The organism is Rhodanobacter sp. G1, assembly GCF_055397855.1.
This window is the reverse complement of the sequence record NZ_AP039674.1, coordinates 2,030,977-2,056,010: the sequence shown is the minus strand read 5'-3', so window position 1 is coordinate 2,056,010 and position 25,034 is coordinate 2,030,977. Positions and strand designations below refer to the sequence as shown.

18 protein-coding genes and 1 pseudogene are annotated in these 25,034 nt (G+C 67.9%); 14 read left to right on the top strand and 5 right to left on the bottom strand.

From position 1 onward, the window contains the following. Positions 1-26: 26 nt before the first annotated feature. From ykgO to ACZ5Z2_RS09230, 4 genes are all read right to left on the bottom strand, one after another. On the bottom strand, positions 27-152 hold the full coding sequence (gene ykgO / locus ACZ5Z2_RS09245) for a type B 50S ribosomal protein L36 (RefSeq protein WP_007080705.1): 126 nt from the start codon (positions 150-152) through the stop codon (positions 27-29). Positions 153-214: 62 nt separating this feature from the next. After that, a complete protein-coding gene (locus ACZ5Z2_RS09240) occupies positions 215-1,129 on the bottom strand; it encodes a LysR substrate-binding domain-containing protein (RefSeq protein WP_464758280.1) in 915 nt (304 codons plus the stop codon). Between the two features lie 198 nt (positions 1,130-1,327). Then, complete coding sequence (locus tag ACZ5Z2_RS09235) at positions 1,328-3,346, bottom strand: oxidoreductase (protein WP_464758279.1); 2,019 nt, start codon at positions 3,344-3,346, stop codon at positions 1,328-1,330. 72 nt (positions 3,347-3,418) lie between these two features. After that, entirely contained in the window at positions 3,419-3,679 is a 261-nt protein-coding gene (locus ACZ5Z2_RS09230) for an acyl-CoA-binding protein (protein ID WP_464758277.1), read from the bottom strand. Between the two features lie 99 nt (positions 3,680-3,778). Here ACZ5Z2_RS09230 and cmk point away from each other — a divergent pair, with 99 nt between their 5' ends. From cmk to ACZ5Z2_RS09165, 13 genes and pseudogenes are all read left to right on the top strand, one after another. Continuing rightward, entirely contained in the window at positions 3,779-4,459 is a 681-nt protein-coding gene (gene cmk, locus ACZ5Z2_RS09225) for a (d)CMP kinase (protein ID WP_464758276.1), read from the top strand. Positions 4,460-4,627: 168 nt separating this feature from the next. Then, a complete protein-coding gene (gene rpsA, locus ACZ5Z2_RS09220; RefSeq protein WP_464758275.1) occupies positions 4,628-6,301 on the top strand; it encodes a 30S ribosomal protein S1 in 1,674 nt (557 codons plus the stop codon). Between the two features lie 65 nt (positions 6,302-6,366). Beyond that, positions 6,367-6,684, top strand: a pseudogene (locus ACZ5Z2_RS09215) (integration host factor subunit beta); the annotation flags it as partial. Between the two features lie 288 nt (positions 6,685-6,972). Next, positions 6,973-7,215, top strand: coding sequence for a lipopolysaccharide assembly protein LapA domain-containing protein (locus ACZ5Z2_RS09210; RefSeq protein WP_464758274.1), 243 nt, complete (start codon positions 6,973-6,975; stop codon positions 7,213-7,215). Next, positions 7,215-8,384 carry a lipopolysaccharide assembly protein LapB gene (gene lapB, locus ACZ5Z2_RS09205; protein ID WP_464761689.1) on the top strand — a complete coding sequence of 390 codons (1,170 nt, stop codon included), beginning with the start codon at positions 7,215-7,217 and terminating at the stop codon, positions 8,382-8,384. The genes ACZ5Z2_RS09210 and lapB overlap by 1 nt, the downstream gene beginning before the upstream one ends. A gap of 5 nt (positions 8,385-8,389) precedes the next feature. Next, complete coding sequence (locus ACZ5Z2_RS09200; RefSeq protein WP_464758273.1) at positions 8,390-9,403, top strand: MraY family glycosyltransferase; 1,014 nt, start codon at positions 8,390-8,392, stop codon at positions 9,401-9,403. Next, a complete protein-coding gene (locus tag ACZ5Z2_RS09195) occupies positions 9,400-11,298 on the top strand; it encodes a polysaccharide biosynthesis protein (protein WP_464758272.1) in 1,899 nt (632 codons plus the stop codon). The genes ACZ5Z2_RS09200 and ACZ5Z2_RS09195 overlap by 4 nt, the downstream gene beginning before the upstream one ends. Then, a complete protein-coding gene (gene galU / locus ACZ5Z2_RS09190; RefSeq protein ID WP_464758270.1) occupies positions 11,299-12,189 on the top strand; it encodes a UTP--glucose-1-phosphate uridylyltransferase GalU in 891 nt (296 codons plus the stop codon). It abuts the gene before it with no gap. A 193-nt stretch (positions 12,190-12,382) separates the two neighbouring features. Beyond that, complete coding sequence (locus ACZ5Z2_RS09185; protein ID WP_464758269.1) at positions 12,383-18,427, top strand: alpha-2-macroglobulin; 6,045 nt, start codon at positions 12,383-12,385, stop codon at positions 18,425-18,427. 63 nt (positions 18,428-18,490) lie between these two features. Beyond that, positions 18,491-20,872 (top strand): penicillin-binding protein 1C, encoded by a 2,382-nt coding sequence (gene pbpC, locus ACZ5Z2_RS09180; protein WP_464758268.1) that lies wholly within the window; start codon positions 18,491-18,493, stop codon positions 20,870-20,872. A gap of 60 nt (positions 20,873-20,932) precedes the next feature. After that, the gene (locus ACZ5Z2_RS09175) at positions 20,933-22,231 is read left to right on the top strand and encodes an NAD(P)/FAD-dependent oxidoreductase (protein ID WP_464758267.1); all 1,299 of its coding nucleotides are present in this window, start codon (positions 20,933-20,935) and stop codon (positions 22,229-22,231) included. After that, positions 22,228-22,572, top strand: coding sequence for a tRNA-binding protein (locus tag ACZ5Z2_RS09170; RefSeq protein ID WP_464758266.1), 345 nt, complete (start codon positions 22,228-22,230; stop codon positions 22,570-22,572). The genes ACZ5Z2_RS09175 and ACZ5Z2_RS09170 overlap by 4 nt, the downstream gene beginning before the upstream one ends. Position 22,573: 1 nt before the next feature. Further along, on the top strand, positions 22,574-23,002 hold the full coding sequence (locus ACZ5Z2_RS09165) for an N-acetyltransferase family protein (RefSeq protein ID WP_464758265.1): 429 nt from the start codon (positions 22,574-22,576) through the stop codon (positions 23,000-23,002). A gap of 27 nt (positions 23,003-23,029) precedes the next feature. Here the strand turns inward: ACZ5Z2_RS09165 and ACZ5Z2_RS09160 are convergent, their stop codons facing one another. Beyond that, positions 23,030-23,953, bottom strand: coding sequence for an MBL fold metallo-hydrolase (locus ACZ5Z2_RS09160; RefSeq protein ID WP_464758264.1), 924 nt, complete (start codon positions 23,951-23,953; stop codon positions 23,030-23,032). A 99-nt stretch (positions 23,954-24,052) separates the two neighbouring features. Here ACZ5Z2_RS09160 and ACZ5Z2_RS09155 point away from each other — a divergent pair, with 99 nt between their 5' ends. Continuing rightward, positions 24,053-24,997, top strand: a complete 945-nt coding sequence (locus ACZ5Z2_RS09155) for a sulfotransferase family protein (protein ID WP_464758263.1) — start codon at positions 24,053-24,055, stop codon at positions 24,995-24,997. The last annotated feature ends 37 nt before the right edge of the window (positions 24,998-25,034 follow it).

The window sequence follows — 25,034 nt, the reverse complement described above, 5'->3', positions numbered from 1 at the left end:
TTTTGTAGGCACATGCCGCGCCGGAATCAGCGCTGGCGGGCCTTGAAACGCGGGTTGCTCTTGCAGATCACGAACACCTTGCCGCGACGACGCACGATCTTGCAGTCGCGGTGCCGCGCCTTGGCGGACTTCAACGAGTTAAGCACCTTCACGGCGAGCTCCTGATACCAAACGAAAAACGACAGCGCGCGAGTATAACCTGCTGAATCGCAAGTCACAAGTTGCCGTTGTCGCGCGCGAACTCATCCACGGTGGCCAGGAACTGCGCCAGCACCGGCGAAGTATCGTCGACGCGGCTGGCCACGGCCAGCAGCAATTGAGCGGCGGGATCGGCCAATGGCACGTAGCTGACCCCGGCCAGGTGCACCGCGCGCATCGTCGCCGGCACAAGCGCCACGCCCAGGCCGGCGGCCACCAGCGCCAGCATGCCGCTGATCTGCCGGGCCTGCTGCACGGTGCGCGGCTGGAAGCCGGCGGCGCCGGCCAGCGTGGCCAGCCGGTCGTTCAGGGTAGCGGCCACGTCGCGCGACTGCGTGACGAAATCCTCGTTGGCCACCTCGGCCATGTGCAACTCGCTGCGCGTGGCCAGCGCATGGCTGGACGGCAGGGCGAGCATCAGCGGCTCGCGATCCAGCAGGCGCAAGCGCAGCTTGCGGGCGTCCTGCAGGTGTCGCGGCTCGGTGCGCACGAAGCCGACGTCGATCTCGTTGGCGAGCAGGGCGGCGAATTGCGGGGCGTTGTTCATCTCGCGCAGTTGCACGTCCACGCCGGGCGCCACCTGGCGATGGCGGAGCAGGGTGCCGGGCAGGGCGGGATGGAACGACACCGAGAGGGTATAGGCCAGCCGCAACTGGCCGCTGTGGCCGGCGGCGACGGCCGTGGTGCGGCTGCGCGCCAGCTCGGCCTGCGCCAGTATCTGGCGTGCCTGTTCGAGGAAGACCTTGCCCGGCTCGGTCAGCGCGACCTTGCGCTTGTTGCGTTCCAGCAGGGAGACGCCAAGGTCGCGCTCCAGTGCCTGGATCTGCTGCGACAGCGGCGGTTGCGAAATGTGCAGGCGGATCGCGGCCCGCGTGAAGCTCAGCTCCTCGGCGACCGCGACGAAGTAGCGCAACTGGCGGAAGTCAAACATATATGGATCGCATATAAATAACGATCTAAATATATATTGGATACTTGAACGTGTCGCTCATAAAATGCCTCCCGTCCCACCATCCTCCCCCCTCCCCCGATGGTGGCGACCACGCCTCGCGGCGACGCTGGATACGATACGCCACTCCCCCTCCCTGGCTTATCGATGCGTCGCGTCGCGAGGCGTTTTTTTTGAAGGTCAGAGCTGGCAAGCCAGTCGCGTGCCCTGGTCGATGGCCCGCTTCGCATCGAGTTCCGCAGCCACGTCGGCGCCGCCGATGAGATGCGCGGCGATGCCCATGCCCGCCAGCTCGTCGGCCAGTCTGCGATCCGGCTCCTGGCCGGCGCAGACCACCACGTTGTCGACCGGCAGCAGCTGCGGCTGGCCGTCGATGGTGACGTGCAGGCCGGCGTCGTCGAAGCGCTCGTAGCCGACCTTCCCCAGCATGGTCACGTGCTTGGCCTTGAGCGTGGCGCGGTGCACCCAGCCGGTGGTCTTGTTGAGCCGGGCACCGGGGCGGCCTTCGCTGCGCTGGAGCAGCCAGACCTGGCGCAGCGGCGCCTCCGGCTGCGGTTTCAGCAGGCCGCCGCGCTGCGACTGTTGCGTGTCCACGCCCCATTCGCGCGACCAGCGCGCCACGTCGGTGGTGGGCGAGGGCTGCTGTTCGACCAGGAACTCCGCCACGTCGAAGCCGATGCCGCCGGCGCCGATGATAGCCACGCGCGGCCCGACCGGCCGGTCGCGCGCCAGCACGTCGAGGTAGCCCAGCACACGCGGATCGTCGCTGCCGGGGAAGCGCACCTTGCGCGGCGTCACGCCGGTGGCGACCACCACTTCGTCGTAGCCGGCGGCCTTGAGCGAGTCGGCATCGGCCGCGTGGCCCAGCTCCAGTGCGACGCCTGCGTCGGCAAGGCGGTGGCGGAAGTAGCGCAGGGTTTCGTGGAACTCTTCCTTGCCGGGAATCCGCTTGGCGTAGTTGAACTGGCCGCCGATGTCGGCGGCCTTGTCGATCAGGGTCACGGCGTGACCGCGCTCGGCCAGCGTGGCGGCGCAGGCCATGCCGGCCGGGCCTGCACCGACCACGGCGATGCGCCTGCGCTGTGTCGCCGGTTCGATCTTCAGCTCGGTCTCGTGGCAGGCACGCGGGTTGACCAGGCAACTGGCACGTTTGTTCTGGAACACGTGGTCGAGGCAGGCCTGGTTGCAGGCGATGCAGGTGTTGATGCGCTCGCCGCGGCCGGCCTTCGCTTTGTTCGCCCACTCGGGGTCGGCCAGCAGCGGGCGCGCCATCGACACCATGTCGGCGTCGCCGTCGGCCAGCACGCGCTCGGCCACTTCGGGCACGTTGATGCGGTTGGTGGCGATCAGCGGGATGGACACCTCGCCCTTGAGCTTCTTCGTCACCCAGGCGAAGCTCGCGCGCGGCACGCTGGTGACGATGGTGGGCACGCGCGCCTCGTGCCAGCCGATGCCGGTGTTGATGATGCTGGCGCCGGCCGCCTCGACGGCCTTGGCCAGCGCCACGATCTCGTCCCAGCTCTGGCCGCCTTCGACCAGGTCGAGCATCGACAACCGGTAGATGATGATGAAGTCGCGGCCCACGGCCTCGCGCGTGCGGCGCACGATCTCCACCGGGAAGCGCATGCGCCGTTCGGCGTCGCCGCCCCAGGCGTCGTCGCGCTGGTTGGTGCGCGCGGCGATGAACTGGTTGATGAGATAGCCCTCCGAGCCCATCACCTCGACGCCGTCGTAGCCGGCCTTGCGGGCCAGTTCGGCGCAGCGCACGAAGTCGCGGATGGTGCGCTCCACGCCGCGCGCGGAGAGCGCCTTGGGCGTGAACGGGGTGATCGGCGACTTGATCCGCGACGGCGCCACCGACAGCGGATGGTAGCCGTAGCGCCCCGCATGCAGGATCTGCATGCAGATGCGGCCGCCTTCGGCATGCACGGCATCGGTGAGCCTGCGATGGCGCGCCACGTGCCAGGGCATCGAGAGGCGGCCGCCGAACGGCTTCAGCCAGCCGCGGATGCTGGGCGCGATGCCGCCGGTGACCATCAGGCCCACGCCGCCGCGGGCGCGTTCGGCGAAATAGGCGGCCAGCTTGTCGAAGTCGGCGGCCTTGTCCTCCAGCCCGGTGTGCATCGAGCCCATCAGGATGCGGTTGGGCAGGGTGACGTGGCCCAGATCAAGCGGGGCGAACAGATGGGGGTAGTTCATGGCGCGACCGTGTTCAAACGATCGTATGAATGTGCCCGTTGCCGCACCCGGACGCAAGCGGCGTCTTCGGCCTCAGGCCTGTAGCTGATCCACCAGGGCGATGTAGCGGCGCATTGCCTCGTCCTGCGGCAGGCCGCGCAATTGCACCCAGGCCCCGTGCTTGGCGGTGCCCACGAAGTCGAAGAAGCCGGGCTGTTCGCCGTGCGCATCGCCTTCCGCTCCCTGTTTGTATAGGGCGTAAAGCTTGAGCAGGGTGTCGTTGTCGGGGCGGTAGTCCAGCCGTTTCACGGCCTCGGCGGCCTGCTTGAATGCGTGGCGGAGGTCGTCGGTCATGGCGAATCGGCAGGGGATGACCCGGGATTTCGCCATGGTACGCGATGCCGCCGGGGGCGGCGCGATACCATGGGTGTCCCCGTGTGACCAGGAGCCGCCATGAGCCGTACCGCCATCGTCCCCGTGCTGACCATCGACGGCCCCTCGGGCTCGGGCAAGGGCACGATCAGCCGGCGCGTGGCCGAGCACCTGGGCTGGCGGCTGCTGGACTCCGGCGCGCTGTACCGGGCGGTGGGCTATGCCGCCGGGGCGGCGGGGCTGGATCTGTCCGACGTGGAGGCGGTGACCCGCTGCGCGCAGGCCACCAAGATCCGCTTCCAGTCCAGCGCCGATGGCAGCGACACCCGCATCCTGGTCAACGGCCACGACGCCACCGACGAGCTGCGCACCGAAACCGCCGGCGCGGCGGCCTCGGCGATCGCCTCGCTGGCCCCGGTGCGGCAGGCGCTGGTGGAGCTGCAACTGGGCTTCCGCAAGGCGCCCGGGCTGGTGGCCGATGGGCGCGACATGGGCACGGTGATCTTCCCCGACGCGCCGTTCAAGGTGTTCCTCACCGCCAGCGCCGCCGAGCGGGCGAAAAGGCGCTATAAGCAGTTGAAGGAAAAGGGACTCAGCGTTACACTAGCGAGTCTTCAGCGCGAGATCGAGGCGCGCGACCATCGCGATGCGTCGCGGGCGGTCGCGCCGCTCAAGCCGGCGCCGGAGGCCGTGCAGGTGGACACCACCGGCATGGCCATCGACGAGGTGGTCGCAAAAGTTCTTGCCGTCGTGCAGCCCTGAGCGGGTTGTGCGGCGGTTTTCGTTCCCTGCCCATGGTGGGCGGGGCTCAACCATGGTGGCGAGGCGCGCTCCGCAAGGGCGTTCCGAAGGCACCCCGACCGGTGGGCCGTTGTCGTTGCGTTTCCAGTCCGGAGCGCCGCAATCGTCCTTTCCCATTCTGGAATCAACATGACCGAAAGTTTTGCCGAACTGTTTGAACAGAGCCAGCAGGCCATCGCCAAGCTGAAGCCCGGCGCCATCGTCACCGGCATCGTGGTGGAAATCCGCAACGACGTCGTCGTGATCAACGCGGGCCTGAAGAGCGAAGGCATCGTCCCGATCGAGCAGTTCAGGGGCGAAGACGGCACCCTCGAAGTGAACGTCGGCGACCACGTGAAGGTGGCCCTCGAAGCGCTCGAGGACGGCTTCGGCGAAACCAAGCTGTCGCGCGAGAAGGCCAAGCGCTCGATGGTGTGGGACGACCTCGAAGAGGCGTTCGACAAGGAAGAGACCATCAAGGGCATGATCTCCGGCAAGGTCAAGGGCGGCTTCACCGTCGACATCAAGGACGTCCGCGCGTTCCTGCCGGGCTCGCTGGTCGATGTGCGCCCGGTGCGCGAGCCGACCTACCTCGAGGGCAAGGAACTCGAGTTCAAGATCATCAAGCTCGACCGCAAGCGCAACAACGTGGTGGTCAGCCGCCGCGCCGTCGTCGAGACCGAGTTCTCCGCCGAGCGCGAGCAGCTGCTGGAGCGCCTGGTCGAAGGCGCCATCATCAAGGGTGTGGTCAAGAACCTCACCGACTACGGCGCGTTCGTGGATCTGGGCGGCATCGACGGCCTGCTGCACATCACCGACATGGCGTGGAAGCGCGTGCGTCATCCGAGCGAAGTCGTCAACGTCGGCGACGAGCTGGAAGTGCGCGTGCTGAAGTTCGACAAGGAGCGCAACCGCGTCTCGCTGGGCCTGAAGCAGCTGGGCGACGATCCGTGGGTGAACATCTCGCGCCGTTACCCGGTTTCCAGCCGCCTGTTCGGCAAGGTCTCCAACGTCACCGACTACGGCTGCTTCGTCGAGATCGAGCCGGGCGTCGAGGGTCTGGTGCACGTGTCCGAGATGGACTGGACCAACAAGAACGTCAACCCGGCCAAGGTGGTGCAGGTCGGCGACGAAACCGAAGTGATGGTGCTGGACGTGGATGAAGAGCGTCGCCGCATCTCGCTGGGCATCAAGCAGACCCGCTCCAACCCGTGGGAAGCCTTCGCCGCCATGCACAAGAAGGGCGACAAGGTTTCCGGCCAGATCAAGTCGATCACCGATTTCGGCGTGTTCATCGGCCTGGACGGCGGCATCGACGGCCTGGTGCACCTGTCCGATATCTCCTGGCAGATGTCCGGCGAAGACCTCGTGCGCAACTTCAAGAAGGGCGACGAGATCGAGGCCGTGGTGCTGGCGGTGGATCCGGAGCGTGAGCGCATCTCCCTCGGCATCAAGCAGATGGAGCAGGATCCGTTCGGCCAGTTCATGGGCAACAACCCGCGCGGCAGCATCGTCACCGGCACGGTGAAGGAAGTGGACGCCAAGGGCGCGGTGATCGACCTGGGCGAGGGCGTCGAGGGTTACCTCCGCGCCAACGACATCGCCAAGGAGCGCATCGACGACGCCACCCAGCACCTGAAGGTGGGCGACAAGGTCGAAGCCAAGTTCACCGGCATGGATCGCAAGGGCCGTCAGCTGTCGCTGTCGATCCGCGCCAAGGACGAAGAGGACGTGGCCGAAGCGATGGCCGAATACTCCTCGGCCGCCGGCGGCACCACCAAGCTCGGCGCGCTGCTCAAGGAGCAGATGAACAAGGCCGATTGAGGCACCGCAAGAAGGGCCCGGGACGGCGTTGACCGTCCCGGGCCAGCAGCGCAGCAGCATACGTCGCGGATCAGGGGAACATGACCAAATCCGAATTGATCGAGGCGCTGGCCAGGCGCCAGACCCACCTTGCCTTTGCCGATGTCGAACTGGCGGTCAAGAGCGTGGTCGAGCAGATGAGCCAGGCGCTGTCGCAGGGCGAGCGTATCGAGATACGCGGCTTCGGCAGCTTCGCGCTGCATTACCGGCCGCCGCGCATCGGGCGCAATCCCAAGACCGGCGATTCCGTGGCCTTGCCTGGCAAGCACGTGCCGCACTTCAAGCCCGGCAAGGAACTGCGCGAACGCGTCAACCTGCGGCTGGAAGAGGCTGCCGCCGGCTGACACGGGATGCCGCGCGAATCGATGAAGGCAGGCAGCGTGAGCTGATCCTGCCTTTTCTTTTTCTTTGGCTTTCGCGATCGTCCATGACCGCGAGGATCAGGCGGTTGGCCGTCCATGGCCGCACTTGGGGTTTTCTTTTGCGATCGTCCTTGATCGCGAAGATCAAACAGGCGACCGTCCATGGCCGTGCTCTTCAATCTCTTCGCTCTGGTTTCATGGCTGAATCGCAACGGCATTGAAGGGGATTGCTTGCTGCGCCGCCCGCAGTCGATCGGGTAAAGTCGCACGATGCGCTTGATCGTGATCTTCGTCCTCGTCTTCTTCGTCGCCGCCGGCGTGGTGGTGGGCGCGCTCAATGCCGGGCTGGTCGATTACGACTTCGCTTTCGCGCGCGTGTCGATGCCCAAGGGGGCCGCGTTGCTGGCCGCACTGGTGCTGGGCTGGCTGCTGGGCGGCCTCACCGCGTGGCTTGGCGTGAGCCTGCGGCATCGGCGCCGCATGAAGGCCGGCAAGAAGCAGGCACGCGCATGATGCACTGGTACGCGTTGCTGCCGCTGGCGGCGCTCGCCTTCGCGCTCGGCTGGTGGGCGTCCCGGCGCGCCAGTGCGCGGCGCTCCGGCGAGGCGGTCAACGAACTTTCGTCGGACTATTTCCGGGGCCTGAACTACCTGCTCAACGAGGAGCAGGACAAGGCGATCGAGGTGTTCCTCAAGCTCGCCGAATACAACCGCGACACGGTGGAGACGCACCTCGCGCTGGGCAACCTGTTTCGCCGGCGCGGCGAGGTGGATCGCGCCATCCGGCTGCACCAGCACCTGGTGTCGCGGCCGAACCTTTCCGAGCCGGCCAAGACCGTGGCCTTGCTGGAACTGGGCGAGGACTACATGCGCGCGGGCCTGCTCGATCGCGCCGAGGCGCTGTTCGACGACCTGGTGGCGATGGACGCGCATGCGCCTTCGGCGCTGCGCCACCTGATCGCGATCTACCAGCACGAGCGCGACTGGAACAAGGCCATCGAGCACGCGCGCCGGCTGGAGGCGATGACCGGCGAGGACGAGTCGCCGATGATCGCGCAGTTCTATTGCGAGCTGGCCGAGCGCTCACGCCAGCATGGCGCACGGGTCGAGGCGCGCGACTATCTGGAGCATGCTTTCCGTTGCCAGCCTGATTGCGTGCGCGCATGGATGCTGACCGGGCGCCTGTACGCCGAGGACGGCCAGCACGCCGAAGCGGTGCAGGCTTATGAAGCGGCCATCGGCGCGGACATCGCCTTCGTGCCGGAGATCCTGCCGCCGCTGTTGAACAGCTATGCCTGTTCGCAGCAGATGGATCGCGCCGAACGCTTCCTGCGGGAGCTGCTGGAGCGCTACCACGGCATCTCGCCGGTGCTGGCGCTGACCCGGTTGTACCAGCAGCGCGACGGCCAGCGCGAGGCGGTGGGTTTCCTTACCGGGCAGTTGCGCCAGCGCCCGTCGGTGCGCGGCCTGATGGCGTTGATCGACGCCACGATGGATCGGATCGAGGGCGAGGCGCGCGAGAACTTCCTGATCTTGCGCGATCTCACCCGGAAGCTGCTGGAAGGGCAGGCGATGTACCGCTGCAGCCGCTGCGGCTTCGGCGCCAAGGCGCACCACTGGCAGTGCCCGAGCTGCAAGAGCTGGAGCACGATCCGGCCCATCCACGGCGTCGCCAACGAGTGACGCCCGTGCTCTCGGCCATGGGATGGTTGCTGTTGTCCTTCGTGATCGCGTGGTTGTCGGCGCGCGCGGCGATCGCCTATGCGCATCGCCGCGGCATGCTGGACAGGCCCGGCCAGCGACGATCCCACAGCGTCCCCACGCCGCGCGGCGGCGGCATCGGCATTGTCCTTGCCAGCCTGGTTTGCCTGGTGGGCGTATGGTTCGGAGCACGGGAGCCTTGGCCGCTGCCGGTCGAGGCTGGCTTGCTGGTGGCGCTGCTGCTGGTGGCGCTGGCCGGCTGGTGGGACGACCACCGTTCGTTGCCGATCCTGCCCCGTTTCGGCGCGCAGTTGCTGGCCGTGCTGTTGTTCGCCATCGCCATGGGCGTGGAAGGCATGTCGTGGTGGTGGTTGCCGCCGATACTGCTGGCCGGCGCATGGAGCATCAACCTGCACAACTTCATGGACGGCATCGATGGCCTGCTGGCCCAGCAGGCGATATTCGTGGGCACGGGATTGGCCCTGCTGGCTGGTTCTGCAGGGCAGCCTGCACTGGCTCTGGCTGCCGCCTGCCTGGCCGCCGCCAATCTCGGCTTCTGGTGCCTCAACCGCCCGCCGGCGCGCATCTTCATGGGCGACGTGGGCAGCGGCAGCGTGGGCCTGCTGATCTTCGCAGACACGGCGATGCTGTGGCGGGCGAATGCCGCCCTGTTGTGGCCGGCGCTGATCCTTTCCTCCGCCTTCGCCGTCGACGCCAGCCTCACCCTGTTGACGCGATATTTCCGCGGGCGACGCTGGTACAGTGCGCACCGCGAGCATCTGTACCAATGGCTGGTCAGGCGCGGCCTGACGCATGCCGGGGGAGGCGCGGTCTACATGGCATGGAACCTGTTGTTTGCCGCACCGCTGGCGTGGTTGGCCTGGAGTCATCCACGGCTGGCTCCGCCGATTACCATGGGCGCCTACATGTCGGCAGCGGGGCTGTGGCTGCTGCTCAAGCGCCGCTGCCTGCGGCGCAACGCGACCAAAGGAACGCCATGACGCTGCGCAGGATCGTCGGCATCATCCACCCCCGCATGGCCGTCATGCTGCATGACTTGGCCATGGCGGCGTTCGCCTGGTGGGTCGCCAAGCTGTTGCGTTATGCGGTGCGGCCGGAAGACGTGCTGCATTTCCGCTGGTTCGAGCTGCCGGTGGTGTTGCTGGCACAGGGGCTGATCTTCCACTGGACAGGCCTGTACAAGGGCGTGTGGCGCTTCGCCAGCCTGCCGGATCTATGGAACATCCTGCGGGCCGTGGCGTTGGGCTCGGCGACGATCGGGCTACTGCTTTCGATGTTCAATCGTCTGCAGGGCGTGCCGCGCTCGATGCTGCTGCTGTACCCGGTGGTGTTGGCCATCGCGCTGGGCGTGCCGCGGCTGGCCTACCGCTATTGGAAGGACAGTCGGGGTGGCATGGCCGGGCAAGGCGTGATGATGCGGCGGGTGCTGATCGTCGGAGCGGATCGCGCCGGTGAGGCGCTGTCACGCGACCTGCAGCTCGACGGCGGCTACAGGGTGGTGGGCTTCCTGGATGACCGCCCCGCATTGCGTGGTGCCAGCATCAACGGCTACCCCGTGCTGGGCCGGTTCGACCAGTTGCCCGAGATCGCCCGCGAGGCGGCGGTGGAGATGTTGCTGATCGCGTTGCCAGACGCTACGGCCAATGAGATGCGCCGCGTGGTGGCGCTATGCGACGCCAGCGATCTACCCTACCGCACGGTGCCGCGGCTGGACGACGTGCTGGCCGGCCGCGCGCAACCCAGCGAGATCAAGGAGGTGGCGATCGAGGATCTGCTCGGCCGCGACGCAGTGGAACTGGACTGGACGGCGATCCGCGAAACCATGGGTGGGCGTCGCGTGCTGGTCACCGGCGGCGGCGGCTCGATCGGTTCGGAGCTGTGCCGCCAGGTGGCGCGGCTGGGCGCGCAGTCGCTGGTGGTGGTCGACCACAGCGAGTTCAATCTCTACAGGATCACTCGCGAACTGCGGACGAATTACCCGGACTTGCTGCTGGAAGGCGTGCTGGCCAGTTGCGGGGACACCGTGCTGATGCGCCGGGTACTGGCCGAGGCGAAGCCACAGGTGGTCTTCCACGCCGCGGCCTACAAGCACGTGCCGATGCTGCAGCATCAGTTGCGCGCGGCCTTCCTCAACAACGTGCTGGGCACGCGCACCATGGCCGACCTCTCGCACGAGGCGGGCGTGGAATGCTTCGTGCTGATCTCCACCGACAAGGCGGTCAATCCCACCAGCGTGATGGGCGCCTGCAAGCGCATCGCCGAGATCTGGTGCCAGAACCTCGACGCGCATGCCGGCACGCGCTACGTCACCGTGCGTTTCGGCAACGTGTTGGACTCGGCCGGCTCGGTGGTGCCGTTGTTCCGCCAGCAGATCCGCAACGGCGGGCCGGTCACCGTGACCCATCCGGAGATGTCGCGCTATTTCATGACCATTCCCGAGGCCTGCCAGCTGATCCTGCAGGCCGCCAGCCTCGGCAAGGGCGGCGAGATCTTCGCGCTGGACATGGGCGAGCCGATGAAGATCCGCGACCTCGCCGAACAGATGATCCGCCTGGCCGGCAAGAAGCCGGGCAGCGAGATCCCCATCGTCTATACCGGCCTGCGCGCGGGCGAAAAACTGTTCGAGGAACTGTTCCATCCGCTGGAGCAGTATTGCGCCACCACGCACGCCAAGATCTTCCTGGCGCAGCATCGCCAGGTGTCCTGGGAGCTGCTGCAGGCGATGATGCACAAGGCGGCCGACATGGTCGCCGCCGACAACGACGAAGAACTGCGACGCTGCGTTTCCAGCCTGTTGCCCTCGTTCCGCTGGGTCGAAACGGCGCAGTCGGACAACGTGGTTCCGCTACGCCACCATGAAACCGGAGAGAAGTGAGTGAGCAAGCCCTTGCGCAAGGTGGTGTTCCCCGTGGCCGGCCTGGGCACGCGTTTCCTCCCCGCCACCAAGGTGGTGGCCAAGGAAATGTTGCCGGTGCTGGACAAGCCGCTGATCCAGTACGCGGTGGACGAAGCCGTCGATGCCGGCGCCGACACGCTGATCTTCGTCACCAACCGCTACAAGCACGCCATCGCCGACTACTTCGACAAGGCCTATGAGCTGGAGGCGAAGCTGCAGGAGAAGGGCAAGGACGCGCTGCTGGCGCTGGTGCAAGGCACGCTGCCGAAGCACGTGCGCGCGATCTTCGTCACCCAGCCCGAGGCGCTGGGCCTGGGCCATGCCGTGCTGTGCGCCAAGCCGGTGGTGGGCGACGAGCCGTTCGGCGTGGTGTTGCCCGACGACCTCATCTGGAATGGCCAGATGGGAGCAGGCGCCGGCAAGGGCGCGCTGCGCCAGATGGCCGAACTGGGCGAGCGCGAAGGCGCCGGCGTGATCGCGGTGGAGGAAGTGCCGCAGAACGAAACCGACAAGTACGGCATCGTCGACGCCACGCGCATCGACGAACGCAGCGCGCGGATCCGCCACATGGTGGAGAAACCCAAGCCGACCGACGCGCCGTCCAACCTCGCCGTGGTCGGCCGCTACGTGCTGCCGGGACGCATCTTCCAGTTGCTGGAGCAGACCACGCCGGGCGCGGGCGGTGAAATCCAGCTCACCGACGCCATCGACGCCCTGCTCAAGGAGCAGGGCAAGGTGCTGGCCTACCGCTTCGAGGGCACCCGCTTCGACTGCGGCAACAAGGCCGGCCTGGTGCGCGCCACCATGCACATGGCGCTGCAGGATCCCGCGCTGGCACCGGTGGTGCGCGAGATCGCCGCCACGCTCTGACAGGCATGGCTGACTGGCACGGCATCGCCGTGCCAGAATCGTGACTGCGTCCTGCCATGTTGGCGGCGCAGGATGCGCATGGGGAATTCCATCGTCGGGCCTCGCCTTCGCGCGCGAGGCCTGTTCGCATGGCGGAGCCCCGGCATCGGTCGCAACGGCCGCTGCCATTCGACGGACGAATCAGGGGAACACCATGGATCTGCTGCGGTTCCTGTTGTTGTTGCCGGTGCGCCTGCTGCGCGCCGTGGGGCGCGCGCTTGGCTGGGCCTTGCGGCCGCTGCTCGGCAACGTGCAATGGTCGGCGCCGGGCTGGATGCACGCCGTGCGGCGCAACCCGCTGCGCTCGGCCGGCGCCGTGCTGGCCGCGGTCGTGCTGGCCGGCGGCGGCTGGTACGGCTGGCATTGGTACAGGAACCGCCCGCGTCCGCCGCAGCCGCAACGGATCACCTGGCAGGTGGAGGCGCCCGCGCTCACCGACTACGGCAAGCAGCCCATCGTGGTGCATCCGCTGGAACTCGCGTTTTCCGGATCGGCCGCGCCCATCGAGCGCGTCGGCAAGCCGGTGACCGAGGGCATCGCCATGAGCCCGGACACCAAGGGCCAATGGCTCTGGGTGGACGACCACACGCTGCGCTTCACTCCCGCCGCAGACTGGCCGGTGGGCCAGCACTACAAGGTGCGTTTCGACGTGCGCAAGGTCTTCGCGCCGCAGGCGCTGTTGGCCGACGACGCCTTCGAGTTCGACACCGCGCCGTTCACCGCCACGCTGGGCAAGGGCGAGTTCTACCAGGATCCGCAGGACGCCACCGCCAAGCAGGTGATCGTGCCGGTGGATTTCAGCTACCCCATCGATGCCGCGCAATTCGAGCGGCGCATCGCGATGGCGCTGGCCGACAAGGACGGCAAGCGCGGTGACGCGCTGAAGTACACGGTCACCTACGATCCGACCCGCCTGCACGCGTGGATCCACTCGCAGCCGCTGGCGTTGCCGCACGACGACGGCGCGGTGGCCATCACCATCGACAGCGGCGTGCGCAGCACGCGCGGCGGCGCGGGCACCACGGATGCGCTCAAGGCCAGCGTGCGAATCCCCGGCCTCTACAGCCTCACGGTGGACGACCTCTCGCCCACGCTGGTGGACAACGACAAGTACGAGCCCGAGCAGGTGCTGGTGGCGAACTTCAGCGGCGCCGTGCGCAGCGGCGACGTGGCCGACGCGATCCAGGCCTGGGTGCTGCCCGCGAACAGGCCGGGCCAGCCGGCTTCCGGCGACGGCACGCCCTACGACTGGGACGCTTCCGAAGTGGGCGAGGACGTGCTGCGCAAGTCGCAGCCGCTGAAACTCGACGTGGTGCCCACCGAGAACGACTACCAGGAACTGCAGAGCTTCAAGTACCACGCGGTGCCGGGACAGCGCGTGTACGTGCGCATTGGCAAGGGCGTGAAGTCGTTCGGCGGCTACGTGCTGGGCCGGCCGGTGGCGCAGGTGTTCACGGTGCCGGACTATCCCAAGCTGCTGCGCTTCATGGCCGACGGCTCGCTGCTGTCGCTGGGCGGCAGCAAGCGCGTCTCGGTGGTCTCACGCAACATGCCCGGCATGCGGGTGGAGATCGGCCGCGTGCTGCCCGACCAGTTGCAGCACCTGGTCAGCCTCAATTCGGGCGACTACGGCCATCCGCAATTGCCTTACGACTTCGACGAGAGCCATATCGTCGAGCGCTACGAGATCAAGCGCTCGTTCCCGCAGGGCAGTCCGGGCCAGGCGCATTACGAGGGCGTCGACCTCGGCCAGTATCTCAAGCCGGGACGGCGCGGCGTGTTCTGGCTGCATCTCTCCGGCTACGACCCGGCGGCAGCCGCCAAGCGCGCGGCTGAAGCGGCCAAGGCGCGCGCGCTGGCGCGGCAGGGCTTGGCGCCCGCGCCGGGCCAGTCGGCAAGCTCGCCGGCTGCGGCGTCCAGCACCGCATCGGCGAACGACGACGATGCGGATAGCAACAACAATGGCGACAGCGGCGATAACGATGCCTCGTCCGGCGACAACCGCCTCATCGTGGTCACGGACCTCGGCATGCTGGTGAAGCAGGCGCTGGACGGCAGCCAGGACGTGTTCGTGCAGTCCATCCACGACGGCCAGCCGGTGGCGGGCGCCAGCGTGTCCGTGCTCGCGGTGAACGGGCAGACGCTGTACACACAGGCCACCGGCGCCGACGGCGTGGTGCATTTCCCCAGCCTCAAGGGGCTGGATCGCGAGAAGAAGCCCGCGCTGTACGTGGTGAGCAAGGGCGAGGATCTGTCCTTCCTGCCCATCGGCAGCTACGACCGCCAGCTCGACTTCTCGCGCTTCGACATCGGCGGCGAAACGAACGCGGCGAACCCCGGCCAGCTCGGCGCCTACCTGTTCTCCGACCGCGGCATCTACCGCCCCGGCGACACCTTCCACATCGGCCTGATCGTGCGCGCGGCGGACTGGGCGCGCAACGTGGCGGGCATTCCGCTGCAGGCCGAGATCGTCGATCCGCGTGGCGTCACCGTGAAGCAACAGTCCATGTCGATGGACGCCAGCGGCTTCGGCGAGCTGAGCTACACCCCGGCCGAAACCGCGCCCACCGGCACCTGGGCGGTGAACCTCTACATCGTGCGCGGCGGCAAGGCCGACACGCAGATCGGCAGCACCACGGTGCAGGTGAAGGAGTTCCTGCCCGACCGCATGAAGGTGAGTGCCAAGCTCTCGCAACAGGTGGCCGAAGGCTGGGTGAAACCCGACCAGCTCAAGGGCCTGGTCGACGCGCAGAACCTGTTCGGCACGCCCGCCGCGGATCGCCGCGTGGAAGCCTCGCTCACCCTGCGCCCGGCCTGGCCCGCCTTCCACAGCTGGCCCGACTACCACTTCTACGACATCCGCCGCGCCAAGGACGGCTACGAGGAAAACCTCGCCGACGGCAAGACCGACGACAAGGGCCACGCCGAGTTCGACCTCGACCTCAAGAAATACGCCGACGCCACCTACCAGCTCTACTTCCTCGCCAAGGCGCACGAGGCGGACGGCGGCCGCAGCGTGGCGGCCGCAGCGCAGACCCTGGTGTCGTCCAACGACTGGCTGGTGGGCTACAAGAGCGACGACGCGCTCGACTACGTGAGCCGCAACGCGGCGCGCAAGGTGCGCCTCGTGGCGATCGGCCCCGACGCGAAATCCATCGCGCTGGACGGCCTCAAGGCGCAACTGGTCGAACGCCGCTACGTCTCGGTGCTCACCAAGCAGGATTCGGGCGTCTACAAGTACGAATCCAAGCTCAAGGAAATCCCGGTGGACGAGAAGCCGCTGGCGATTCCCGCAGGCGGCATGGATTACCCGCTGGCCACCGACAAGCCCGGCGACTACGCGCTGCTGATCCTGCGCGGCAGCGACCGCAAGGAGGTCAACCGCGTCAGCTACTCGGTGGCCGGCAACGCTGACCTGTCGCGTTCGCTGGAACGCAATGCCGAGCTGCAGCTGAGCCTGGACAAGGCCGACTACAAGCCCGGCGACACCATCCACATCGCGGTGCACGCGCCGTACGCCGGCAGCGGCCTCATCACCATCGAGCGCGACAAGGTCTATGCGCACGCCTGGTTCCATGCCGACACCACCAGCTCGGTGCAGAGCATCACCCTGCCCAAGGACTTCGAGGGCAACGGCTACGTCAACGTGCAGTTCGTGCGCGATCCGTCCTCCGACGAGATCTTCATGAGCCCGCTGTCCTACGGCGTGGCGCCGTTCTCGGTGAACCTCGACGCGCGGCGCGACGCGCTCACGGTGGACACGCCCGCGCTGGTGAAGCCGGGCGACACCGTGACCTTCAAGCTGCACGCCGCGCAGCCGGCCAAAGTGGTGTTGTTCGCGGTGGACGAGGGCATCCTGCAGGTGGCGCGCTACAAGCTGGGCGACCCGCTGAAATACTTCTTCCGCAAGAAGATGCTGGAGGTGAAGACCTCGCAGATCCTCGACCTGATCCTGCCCGAGTTCGAGAAGCTGATGGCGCTGTCCGCCGCGCCGGGCGGCGACGCCGACGCGGCGATCAGCCGCCAGCTCAACCCGTTCAAGCGCAAGCGCGACAAGCCGGTGGCGTACTGGTCGGGCATCGTCGACGTCGACGGCGAAAAGGACTTCAGCTACACCGTGCCCGACTACTTCAACGGCCGCGTGCGCGTGATGGCGGTGGCGGTGTCGGCGGATCGCATCGGCACCTGGGAAGGCGCCACCACGGTGCGCGGCGACTTCGTGCTCTCGCCCAACGTGCCTACCACGCTGGCGCCGGGCGACGAGGCCGAGGTGAGCGTGGGCGTGGCCAACAACCTCACCGACATCGGCGCCAAGGCGGTGCCGGTGGCGGTGACGCTCAAGACCGGCCCGCAATTGCAGGTGCTTGGGCCGGCCACGCAGGACGTGAGCCTGGCCTCGATGCGCGAAGGCGTGCTGCGCTTCCGCGTCAAGGCCACCGACAAGCTGGGCTCCGGCCATCTGGAATTCGCCGCCAGCTACGGCGGCAAGTCGGCGCGGCAGGGCATCGACCTGTCGGTGCGTCCGGCGGCGGCCTACCGCACCCAGGTGGACGTGGGCCGCGTGGAAACGGGCAGCCAGTCCGACCTCAAGCCGCTGCGCGCGATGTACGACGCCTACGCCTCGCGCGACGCGGCGATATCCTCGCTGCCGGTGGTGCTGGCGCAAGGCATCACCAGCTACCTGGTGAACTACCAGAACTACTGCAGCGAGCAGATCGTCAGCTCGGCGATGCCGCGGTTGATCGTGTCGAAGTGGCCGGTGGTGCCGGTGTTCGCGCACGCGCTGCAGCCGGCCTTCGGCGACAAGAGCATCGGCAACGACCAGGCGCTGGCCAACTTCCTCGACGTGCTGCACTCGCGGCAGAACGGCGCGGGCGGCTTCGGCCTGTGGTCGGCCACGCCGGACGCGGAGCCGTTCGTCTCCGACTACGCGATGAACTTCCTGATCGAGGCGCGCGAGCGCGGCGTGACGGTGCCGCAGGACATGTTCGACGCCGGCAACCAGTACCTCAAGCAGATGGCTGCCGACGACAGCATGGACACGCTCGACCAGTTGCGCGAGCGCGCCTATGCCGTGTACCTGCTGACCCGGCAGGGCAACGTCACCACCAACGAACTGGCGGCGGTGCAGAAGCGCCTGCAGGATCTGTATCCCAACGACTGGAAGAACGACCTCGCCGCCGCGTGGCTGGCCGCCTCGTACAAGCTGCTCAAGCAGGACGCCGAGGCGAACCGCCTGATGGCGGGCCCGCTCAGGCTGCTCACCCGCGCCAAGGCCGCCGAGGACTTCGTCTACGGCTATTACTACGACCCGCTGACCCGCGACGCCAGCGTGCTGTACCTGATTGCCAAACATTTCCCGCAGGAAGCGAAGTCGCTGCCGACGCGCGTGTTCGAGAACCTCTCCTGGCCGCTCGCGCACAACGACTACAACACCTTGTCGTCCGCGATGACCGTGTTGGCGCTGGACAGCTACGCGCACGACACCGCCGCGGGGCTGGACAAGCTGGGCATGGCCGAAGTGCTGGCCGACGGCAGCGCCAAACCCATCGGCCAGCCGCAGGGCGGCATGCTGCTGGGCGGCAGCTGGGACAGCGCGGCGAAGGCGTTGCGCTTCACCAACCAGGGCGTGCTGCCGGCCTGGCGCATCGCTACCCAGGGCGGCTACGACCGCGGCGCGTCGAAGGACGCGATCAAGCACGGCATCGAGATCGTGCGCGAGTACACCGACACCCACGGCAAGCCGCTGAACAAGATCACGGTGGGCGAGGAGATCGACGTGCACATCAAGATCCGCGCCACCGGCAACGACGGCGTGGGCAACGTGGCCATCGTCGACCTGCTGCCGGGCGGCTTCGATCCGGTGCTCCAGCCGCCGCCCGCCGCACAGGCAGACGGCAATGCCTCCGGCGACAGCGGCAATGGCGACGACGGCAGCGACACGCCCCAGCCCGCCGCGTGGCGTTCGCCCATCGGCTTGTCCACCTCGACCTGGCAGCCCGAGTACGCGGACATCCGCGAGGATCGCGTGGTGATCTACGGCACGGCCACGCCGGACGTGCGCGAGTTCGTCTACCGCATCAAGGCCACCAACGCCGGCAGGTTTCAGGTGCCGCCGGCCTATGCCGAGCAGATGTACGACCGTTCCATCCAGGCGCAGTCTCCCGGCGGCGCGGTGTTGAACGTGGTGCAGCCGTGATCGAAGCCGACAAGCCCCTCTCCCCTTGGGGGAGAGGGCCAGGGTGAGGGGCGGGTGCTCGCCGTGACGCCCGTACCGAAAGCCATTGCCACCGCCTTCATCCGCTGGCTCCGCCGCTGGCAGAACTGGCTGGCCGCCTTCGCCCTGCTTGCCGCCGTGCTCGTTGGCTGCCGCCTGTGGCCGCACCCGCCGTTGCGCGAACGCCTGCCCAGTTCCACCGCCTTCTACGACGACAGCGGCCATCTGCTGCGGCTGACCCTGGCCAGCAACCAGCAATACCGCCTGTGGGTGCCGTTGCAGCGGATCTCGCCGCAGCTCGTCGAAGGCGTGCTGCTGCACGAGGATCGCTGGTACCGCTGGCATCCCGGCTTCAATCCGTGGGGGCTGCTGCGCGGCGCGTGGGTCACCTATGTGCGGCATCGCCACCCGCAGGGCGGCTCCACCATCACCATGCAGCTCGCGCGCCTGCTGTGGGGGCTGGACACGCGCACGCCGCTGGGCAAGCTGCGGCAGATCGCATACGCGGTGCGGCTCGAACTGTTCTACTCCAAGCGCGCCATCCTCGAGGCCTACCTCAACGACGCGCCCTACGGCGGCAACGTGCAGGGCGTGGGCGCCGCCAGCCTCGCGTATTTCGGTAAGCCGGCCGGCGACCTCACCTTGCCCGAAGCGCTGACGCTGGCGGTGATCCCGCAGGAGCCGTCGCGCCCGTTGCAGAAGGGCGGCGCGCTCATCAATCCCGCGCTGGCGCAGGCGCGCAACGATCTTTATGCGCGCTGGCTGCGCAGGCATCCGCGCGACGCTTCGCTGAAGCCGCTGTTCGACCTGCCGCTCACGCTGCGGCCGCTGAGCAGGCTGCCGTTCGAGGCGCCGCACGCAGTGGATCAGCTGCTCGCCGCGTCGCGCGTGAGCGGCGAGCGCCTGCCGCCGCGCGTCGTCACCACCATCGACCTCGACCTGCAGCACGGCCTCGAACGGCAGGTGGCGAACTACGTGCAGCGCAACGCATCGCGCGGCATCTACAACGCGGCGGCGCTGCTGATCGACACCCGGGACATGGGCATCAAGGCGATGGTGGGCTCGGCCGACTACTTCGATGCCGGCATCGAGGGGCAGGTCAACGGCACGGACGCCAAGCGCTCGCCCGGTTCCACGCTGAAGCCCTTCATCTACGCGCTGGGTTTCGACCAGGGCGTGCTGCATCCGCAGACCGTGCTGCGCGACGTGCCGACCTCGTTCGGCCCGTATACGCCAGAGAATTTCGACGGTCATTTCCTCGGGCCGATCACCGCCACGCAGGCGCTGATCCGCAGCCGCAACATCCCCGCCGTGTGGGTGACCTCGCAACTGCACCAGCCCAGCCTGTACGACTTCCTGCGCGAAGCCGGCATCGGCCGCATGGCCAGCGAGCAGCACTACGGCCTCGCCCTCGTGCTGGGCGGCGGCGAGGTGACCATGCAGGAACTGGGCGACCTGTACGCGATGCTCGCCAACCGCGGCATGCTGCAGCCGCTGCGCCTGCGCGAAAGCGATCCGCAGGTAGCCGGCACGCGCCTGCTCAGCGATGCGTCCAGCTTCATGGTGATGGACATGCTCAGGCAGAATCCGCGCCCGGACGCCGCCTTCGGCGCCGAGAACACGCGCCTGCCGGCGTACTGGAAAACCGGCACCTCGTGGGCTTTCCACGATGCGTGGACGGCCGGCGTCTTCGGCCCCTACGTGCTGGTGGTGTGGGTGGGCAATTTCGACGGAACGCCGAACAATGCCTTCGTGGGCGTGGATGCCGCCGCGCCGCTGTTCTTCCAGGTCGTCGATGCCTTGCGCGCGGAACGGCCGCACCTGCAGGAGCCGGTGCGGCACATGCCGGCCAACCTCAAGCGCGTGCAGATCTGCCTCGCCAGCGGCGACCTGCCCAGCCAGTGGTGCCCGCAGCGCGGCTGGACGTGGTTCATTCCCGGCAAGTCGCCGATCCGCGTGGACAATATCTACCGCCCGTTGGTGATCGACGACGCCACCGGGCTGCCGGCCTGTCCGCCGTATGCGGACAAGCGCACGCACGTGGAAGTGTTCGAGTTCTGGCCGTCCGATCTCGCCCAGGTGTTCTCCCAGGCCGGCATCCCGCGCCGCAAGCCGCCGCAGAATCCGGCCTGCCGCGATGCAGGCCGGCCGCTGGGCGATCCGCCGCAGATCACCTCGCCGCTGCGCGCCAGCACCTACGCGATGCGCCTCGACCAGTCGGACAGGACGAGCATCGCCTTCAGCGCCACCGCCGACGCCGACGTGCATGCGCTGTACTGGTTCGTGGACGATGCCTACGTGGGGCAGGGCAGGCCAGGGGCCAGCCTGTTCTGGCAGGCGCGCAACGCCGGCAGCTACCGCGTGCGCGTGGTGGACGACCACGGCCGCAGCGACGAGCGCGCGTTGCAGGTGAGCCTGGTGCAATGAGGCCGGCGTAGCAGATGGGCTATGCTCCAGGGTCTTGCAGACGCACAGGGGCGTTCGCGGATGAAGCAACCAGCGGTTCCGTCGTATTACGCAGCCACCGCCACGCCGTACGAAGCGCACGCGCCCTTGCAGGGGCGGCAGGAGACACGCATCGCCGTCGTCGGCGGCGGCTACGCGGGCCTCAATACCGCCCTGGGCCTGGCTGAGCGCGGCGTACGCGACGTGGTGCTGCTGGAGCGCGAACGGATCGGTTTCGGCGCATCCGGCCGCAATGGCGGTTTCGTGTTCGCCGGCTATTCGCTGGGCGAGCAGGCACTGCTCGACCAACTGGGCGAAGCGCGTGCCCGCGCATTGTTCGGCCTCACCACGGCCGCGGTCGAGCGCATCCGCACGCGCGTGGCGCAGTACGCCATCGCCTGCGACGCGATGGATCAAGGCGTGATCTGGGCCAACTGGTTCCGCGATCCCGAAGTGTTGCGCCGGCGCCAGCAACTGCTGGCCGATCGCTACGGCGTGCATTGGGACTGGCTGCCGCAGGAGGAATTGCGCGAGCGCGTGCTGAGCGACCACTATTTCGATGGCCTGTACGAGCGCAACGCGCTGCATCTCCACCCGCTCAACTACGCCATCGGCCTGGCGAACGCGGCGGCCGGGCAGGGCGTGCGCATCCACGAAGAGAGCGAGGTGTGGCAACTCAGGCGCGAAGGTTCGCGCTGGCTGCTCGGCACCCCGAACGGCGAACTGCTGGCCGAACAAGTCGTGCTGGCCTGCGGCGGCTACCTCGCCGGCCTGCGCAAACCCATCGACCGCGCGGTGCTGCCCATCGCCACCTACGTGATGGCCACCGAACCCTTGGGCGACCGTCTTGCCGAATGCCTCGCCACGCGCGCGGCGGTGTACGACAGCCGCTTCGCCTTCGACTATTACCGCCCGCTGCCCGACACGCGCCTGCTGTGGGGCGGCCGCATCTCCATCCGCAACCGTTCGCCGCAGGCGGTGCAGCGTCTGCTCCGGCACGACATGGCGCGGGTGTTCCCGCAACTCAGGGATGCGAAGATCGACTACGCGTGGTCGGGCCTGATGAGCTATGCGCGCCACCAGATGCCGCAACTCGGCCGCGGCGAAGGCGACGACGCGGGCCTGTGGTGGGCGCAAGCCTTCGGCGGCCATGGCCTCGCGCCCACCTGCGCGGCAGGCGAGCTGCTGGCCGCGGCCATCGCGGAAGGCGACGAGGCTTGGCGGCAGTTTTCCGGTTACGGCCTGGCGAACACGCACAAACCCTTTGGCCTGCTCGCCGCGCAGCTCAACTACTGGTGGCAGCAGGCGCGCGACGGATTCAAGACGAGGCTGGAAGGATGAGCGAGACGACGGCGGAAATCAGCTGGGCCGATTTCGAGAAGGTGCTGATCGTGGCCGGCACGATCACCCGGGTGGAGGCTTTTCCCGAGGCGCGCAAGCCGGCCTGGAAGGTGTGGGCGGATTTCGGCCCCTACGGCGAAAGGAAGACCAGCGCGCAGGTCGTGGCGCTTTACAAGGCGGAGGATCTCGTCGGCCGGCAGATCGTGGGCGTCATCAATTTCCCCGAGAAGCAGATCGGCCCGTTCCGCTCGCAGTTCCTGCTCACCGGCTTCCCCACACCGGAGGGCGTGGTGCTCACCGCTGTCGAGCGCACGGTGCCCAACGGCACGCGGCTGGCCTGAAGTGTTCGCGTTGCGCGAAGCACGCGCGGAAGATGCCGCCGAGATAGCCCGGCTGGCCTCGGAGCTGGGCTATCCGGCAAGCACGGATGCCATGCAGACGCGGCTGCGATCGCTGCTGCCGTTGCCGCAACATCGCATCGTGGTGGGGCAGGGCGAGCGTCTGCTCGGCTGGATCGCGATGGAGCGCCGGAACACGCTGGAGTCCGGGGAGTTCATCGAGATCGTCGGGCTGGTGGTGGATGCGGCGGCGCGCGGCCAGGGCGTCGGTCGTGCCTTGGTGCAGGATGCCGAGGCATGGGCGGTGGGGCAGGGCTTCGACGCGGTTCGCGTGCGCTCCAACGTGGCGCGCGATGCGTCCCATCCGTTCTACGAGAGTCTCGGCTATGCGCGCATCAAGACCCAGCACGCGTACCGCAAGGTGTTGAGATAAACCTGTGGCCCGCTGCGCATCCCGCGGCTACGCGCGATCCAGCCACACCTCCAGCCCCTGCGCGTTCAGTTCGATATCCATCGCCAGCAATGCGACGAGTGCCTCGCGCCCCTGCGCCCAGCCGTGCGCGATGGCGCGTCCGGCATAGAGGTCGGTCAGTGCTGCGGTCAGTGCGGCATGCCGGTCGGGTTGGCCTTGCGCGGCGCGTGCAATCGCCACCATCGCGTCGATCTGTTCGTGCAGGTGCCCGGCAAGCCGCGGAATGTCCTCGACGCGCCCGTAGTGGGTGAGGTACATCGCGGCAGGATTCAGCGCGACAAGGCGTTCGATCGATGCGTGCAGCGCTTCCGGGTCGAACTGCACCGGCGTGGTGGTGGGTAGCACGAACGGGCCATTCGCGGTGTCGAACTCGCGGTAGGACAGGCCGAACACGTCGCCGGTGAAACAGGTGTTGCTGCGCGCGTCGTGTATTGCGATGTGGTGCCTCGCATGGCCGGGTGTGTCCAGGCAGCGCAGCGCGCGGCCGGCGAGATCGACCACGTGGCCATCCTTCGCTTCCACCACGCGTTCGGCAGGCACCGGGCGCAGGCGGCCGTAGGTCGATTCCATCACCGCTTCGCCGTAGACCGCGCTGGCGCCGGCCCAGAGTTGCGCAGGGTCGATCATGTGCCGCGCGCCGCGCGGATGCACCATGAGCTTCGCGTTCGGCAGGCGCGCCATCAGCTCGCCCGCGCCGCCGGCGTGATCCAGGTGCACGTGGGTGAGGATCAGCCAGTCCACGTCCGCCGGTGCGAGGCCGGCGCCATCCAGCGCCGCCAGCATGCGCGGCACCGCGTGGTTGGTGCCGCAGTCGACGAATGCGCCGCGCCCGTTCTCCACGACGAGATAGGCCGCGTCGAAGCGCGGCCGCACGAAGCCGGTGTCGATGGTGTGGATGCCCTGTACCGTCATGGCCGGCTCCGTCGCGATGGGTGTTTCCAGCGTAGCAAATGCGCAGTGCATGTCCCGCCGTGGCCGCTGCCCGGTGGCCGCACTTTGTAAAGTTATGTAATGCGGCGCCGTAGCCCGCAGACGATCTGGTACGTTCTCGAACAGTCGCAAGTTTGTGCATTCGAGTACGGCGGGGCCAGTATGCAGCGCATCTTCATCGTCGGTTGTCCGCGTTCCGGAACTACGTTGGTGCAAGCGATGCTGGCGAGGCACCCCGCCGCGCTCTCCCTGCCGGAGACGGCGTTTTTCGAGCACCTGTACGGCAACGTGGAATGGCGCTGGGGCGACAGCGCCGCCAGGCCGCGGCGCCGCTTGCGGCAACGGCTGGGCCTGGCGCACCAGCAGGGGCGCGCGGCGCTCGGCGCCTTGCGCGGGCAGTTGCCACACGACGGCAGCCGCCTTCCGCATTGGCCGTTGCGCACCGCGAGCTGCGTGCGCCGCTTCATCGGCATGCTCGATGCGCGTGCGCGCGCCGATGGGCGCACCGCATGGATCGAGAAGACCCCGAGCCACCTGCTGTACATCCCGGAGATCGAGCGTTACGTGCCGGATGCGCGCTTCGTGCACGTGATCCGCCAGGGCGAGGACGTGCTGGCTTCGATCGCTGACGCCAGCATGCGCTACGTGGAGATGGGGATCTTCAGCGGAGGCACGGCGAAATGGCTGCTGCGATGGAACCACGCGACCCGGATCCATCGCGAGCATGCCTCGCGGCCCAACCATCACCTCGTTTTCCTGGACGACCTGATCCGCGACCCGCAGGGCGAGTGGCGGAAACTGTGCGCCTTCCTGGATTTCGATCCCGCCGTCGAACTGGCGGACAGCATCGGCAAGGCGATCACCGACCTGAGCGAAGAGCCCTGGAAGAACGATGCGGTGAGCGGGCAACCGACCAAGCCGCGGCGCAAGGCCGAGAAACTGTTCGGGCCGCAGGCGCGCGAATGGGTGCAGCAGAAGCTGGTGCCCTACGAGGAGTTGCGCCGCAGTTGCGTCCGGGGCAGGTAGACTGGCGGCGGGATAATCGTCCATGTCGCGCGCGGAG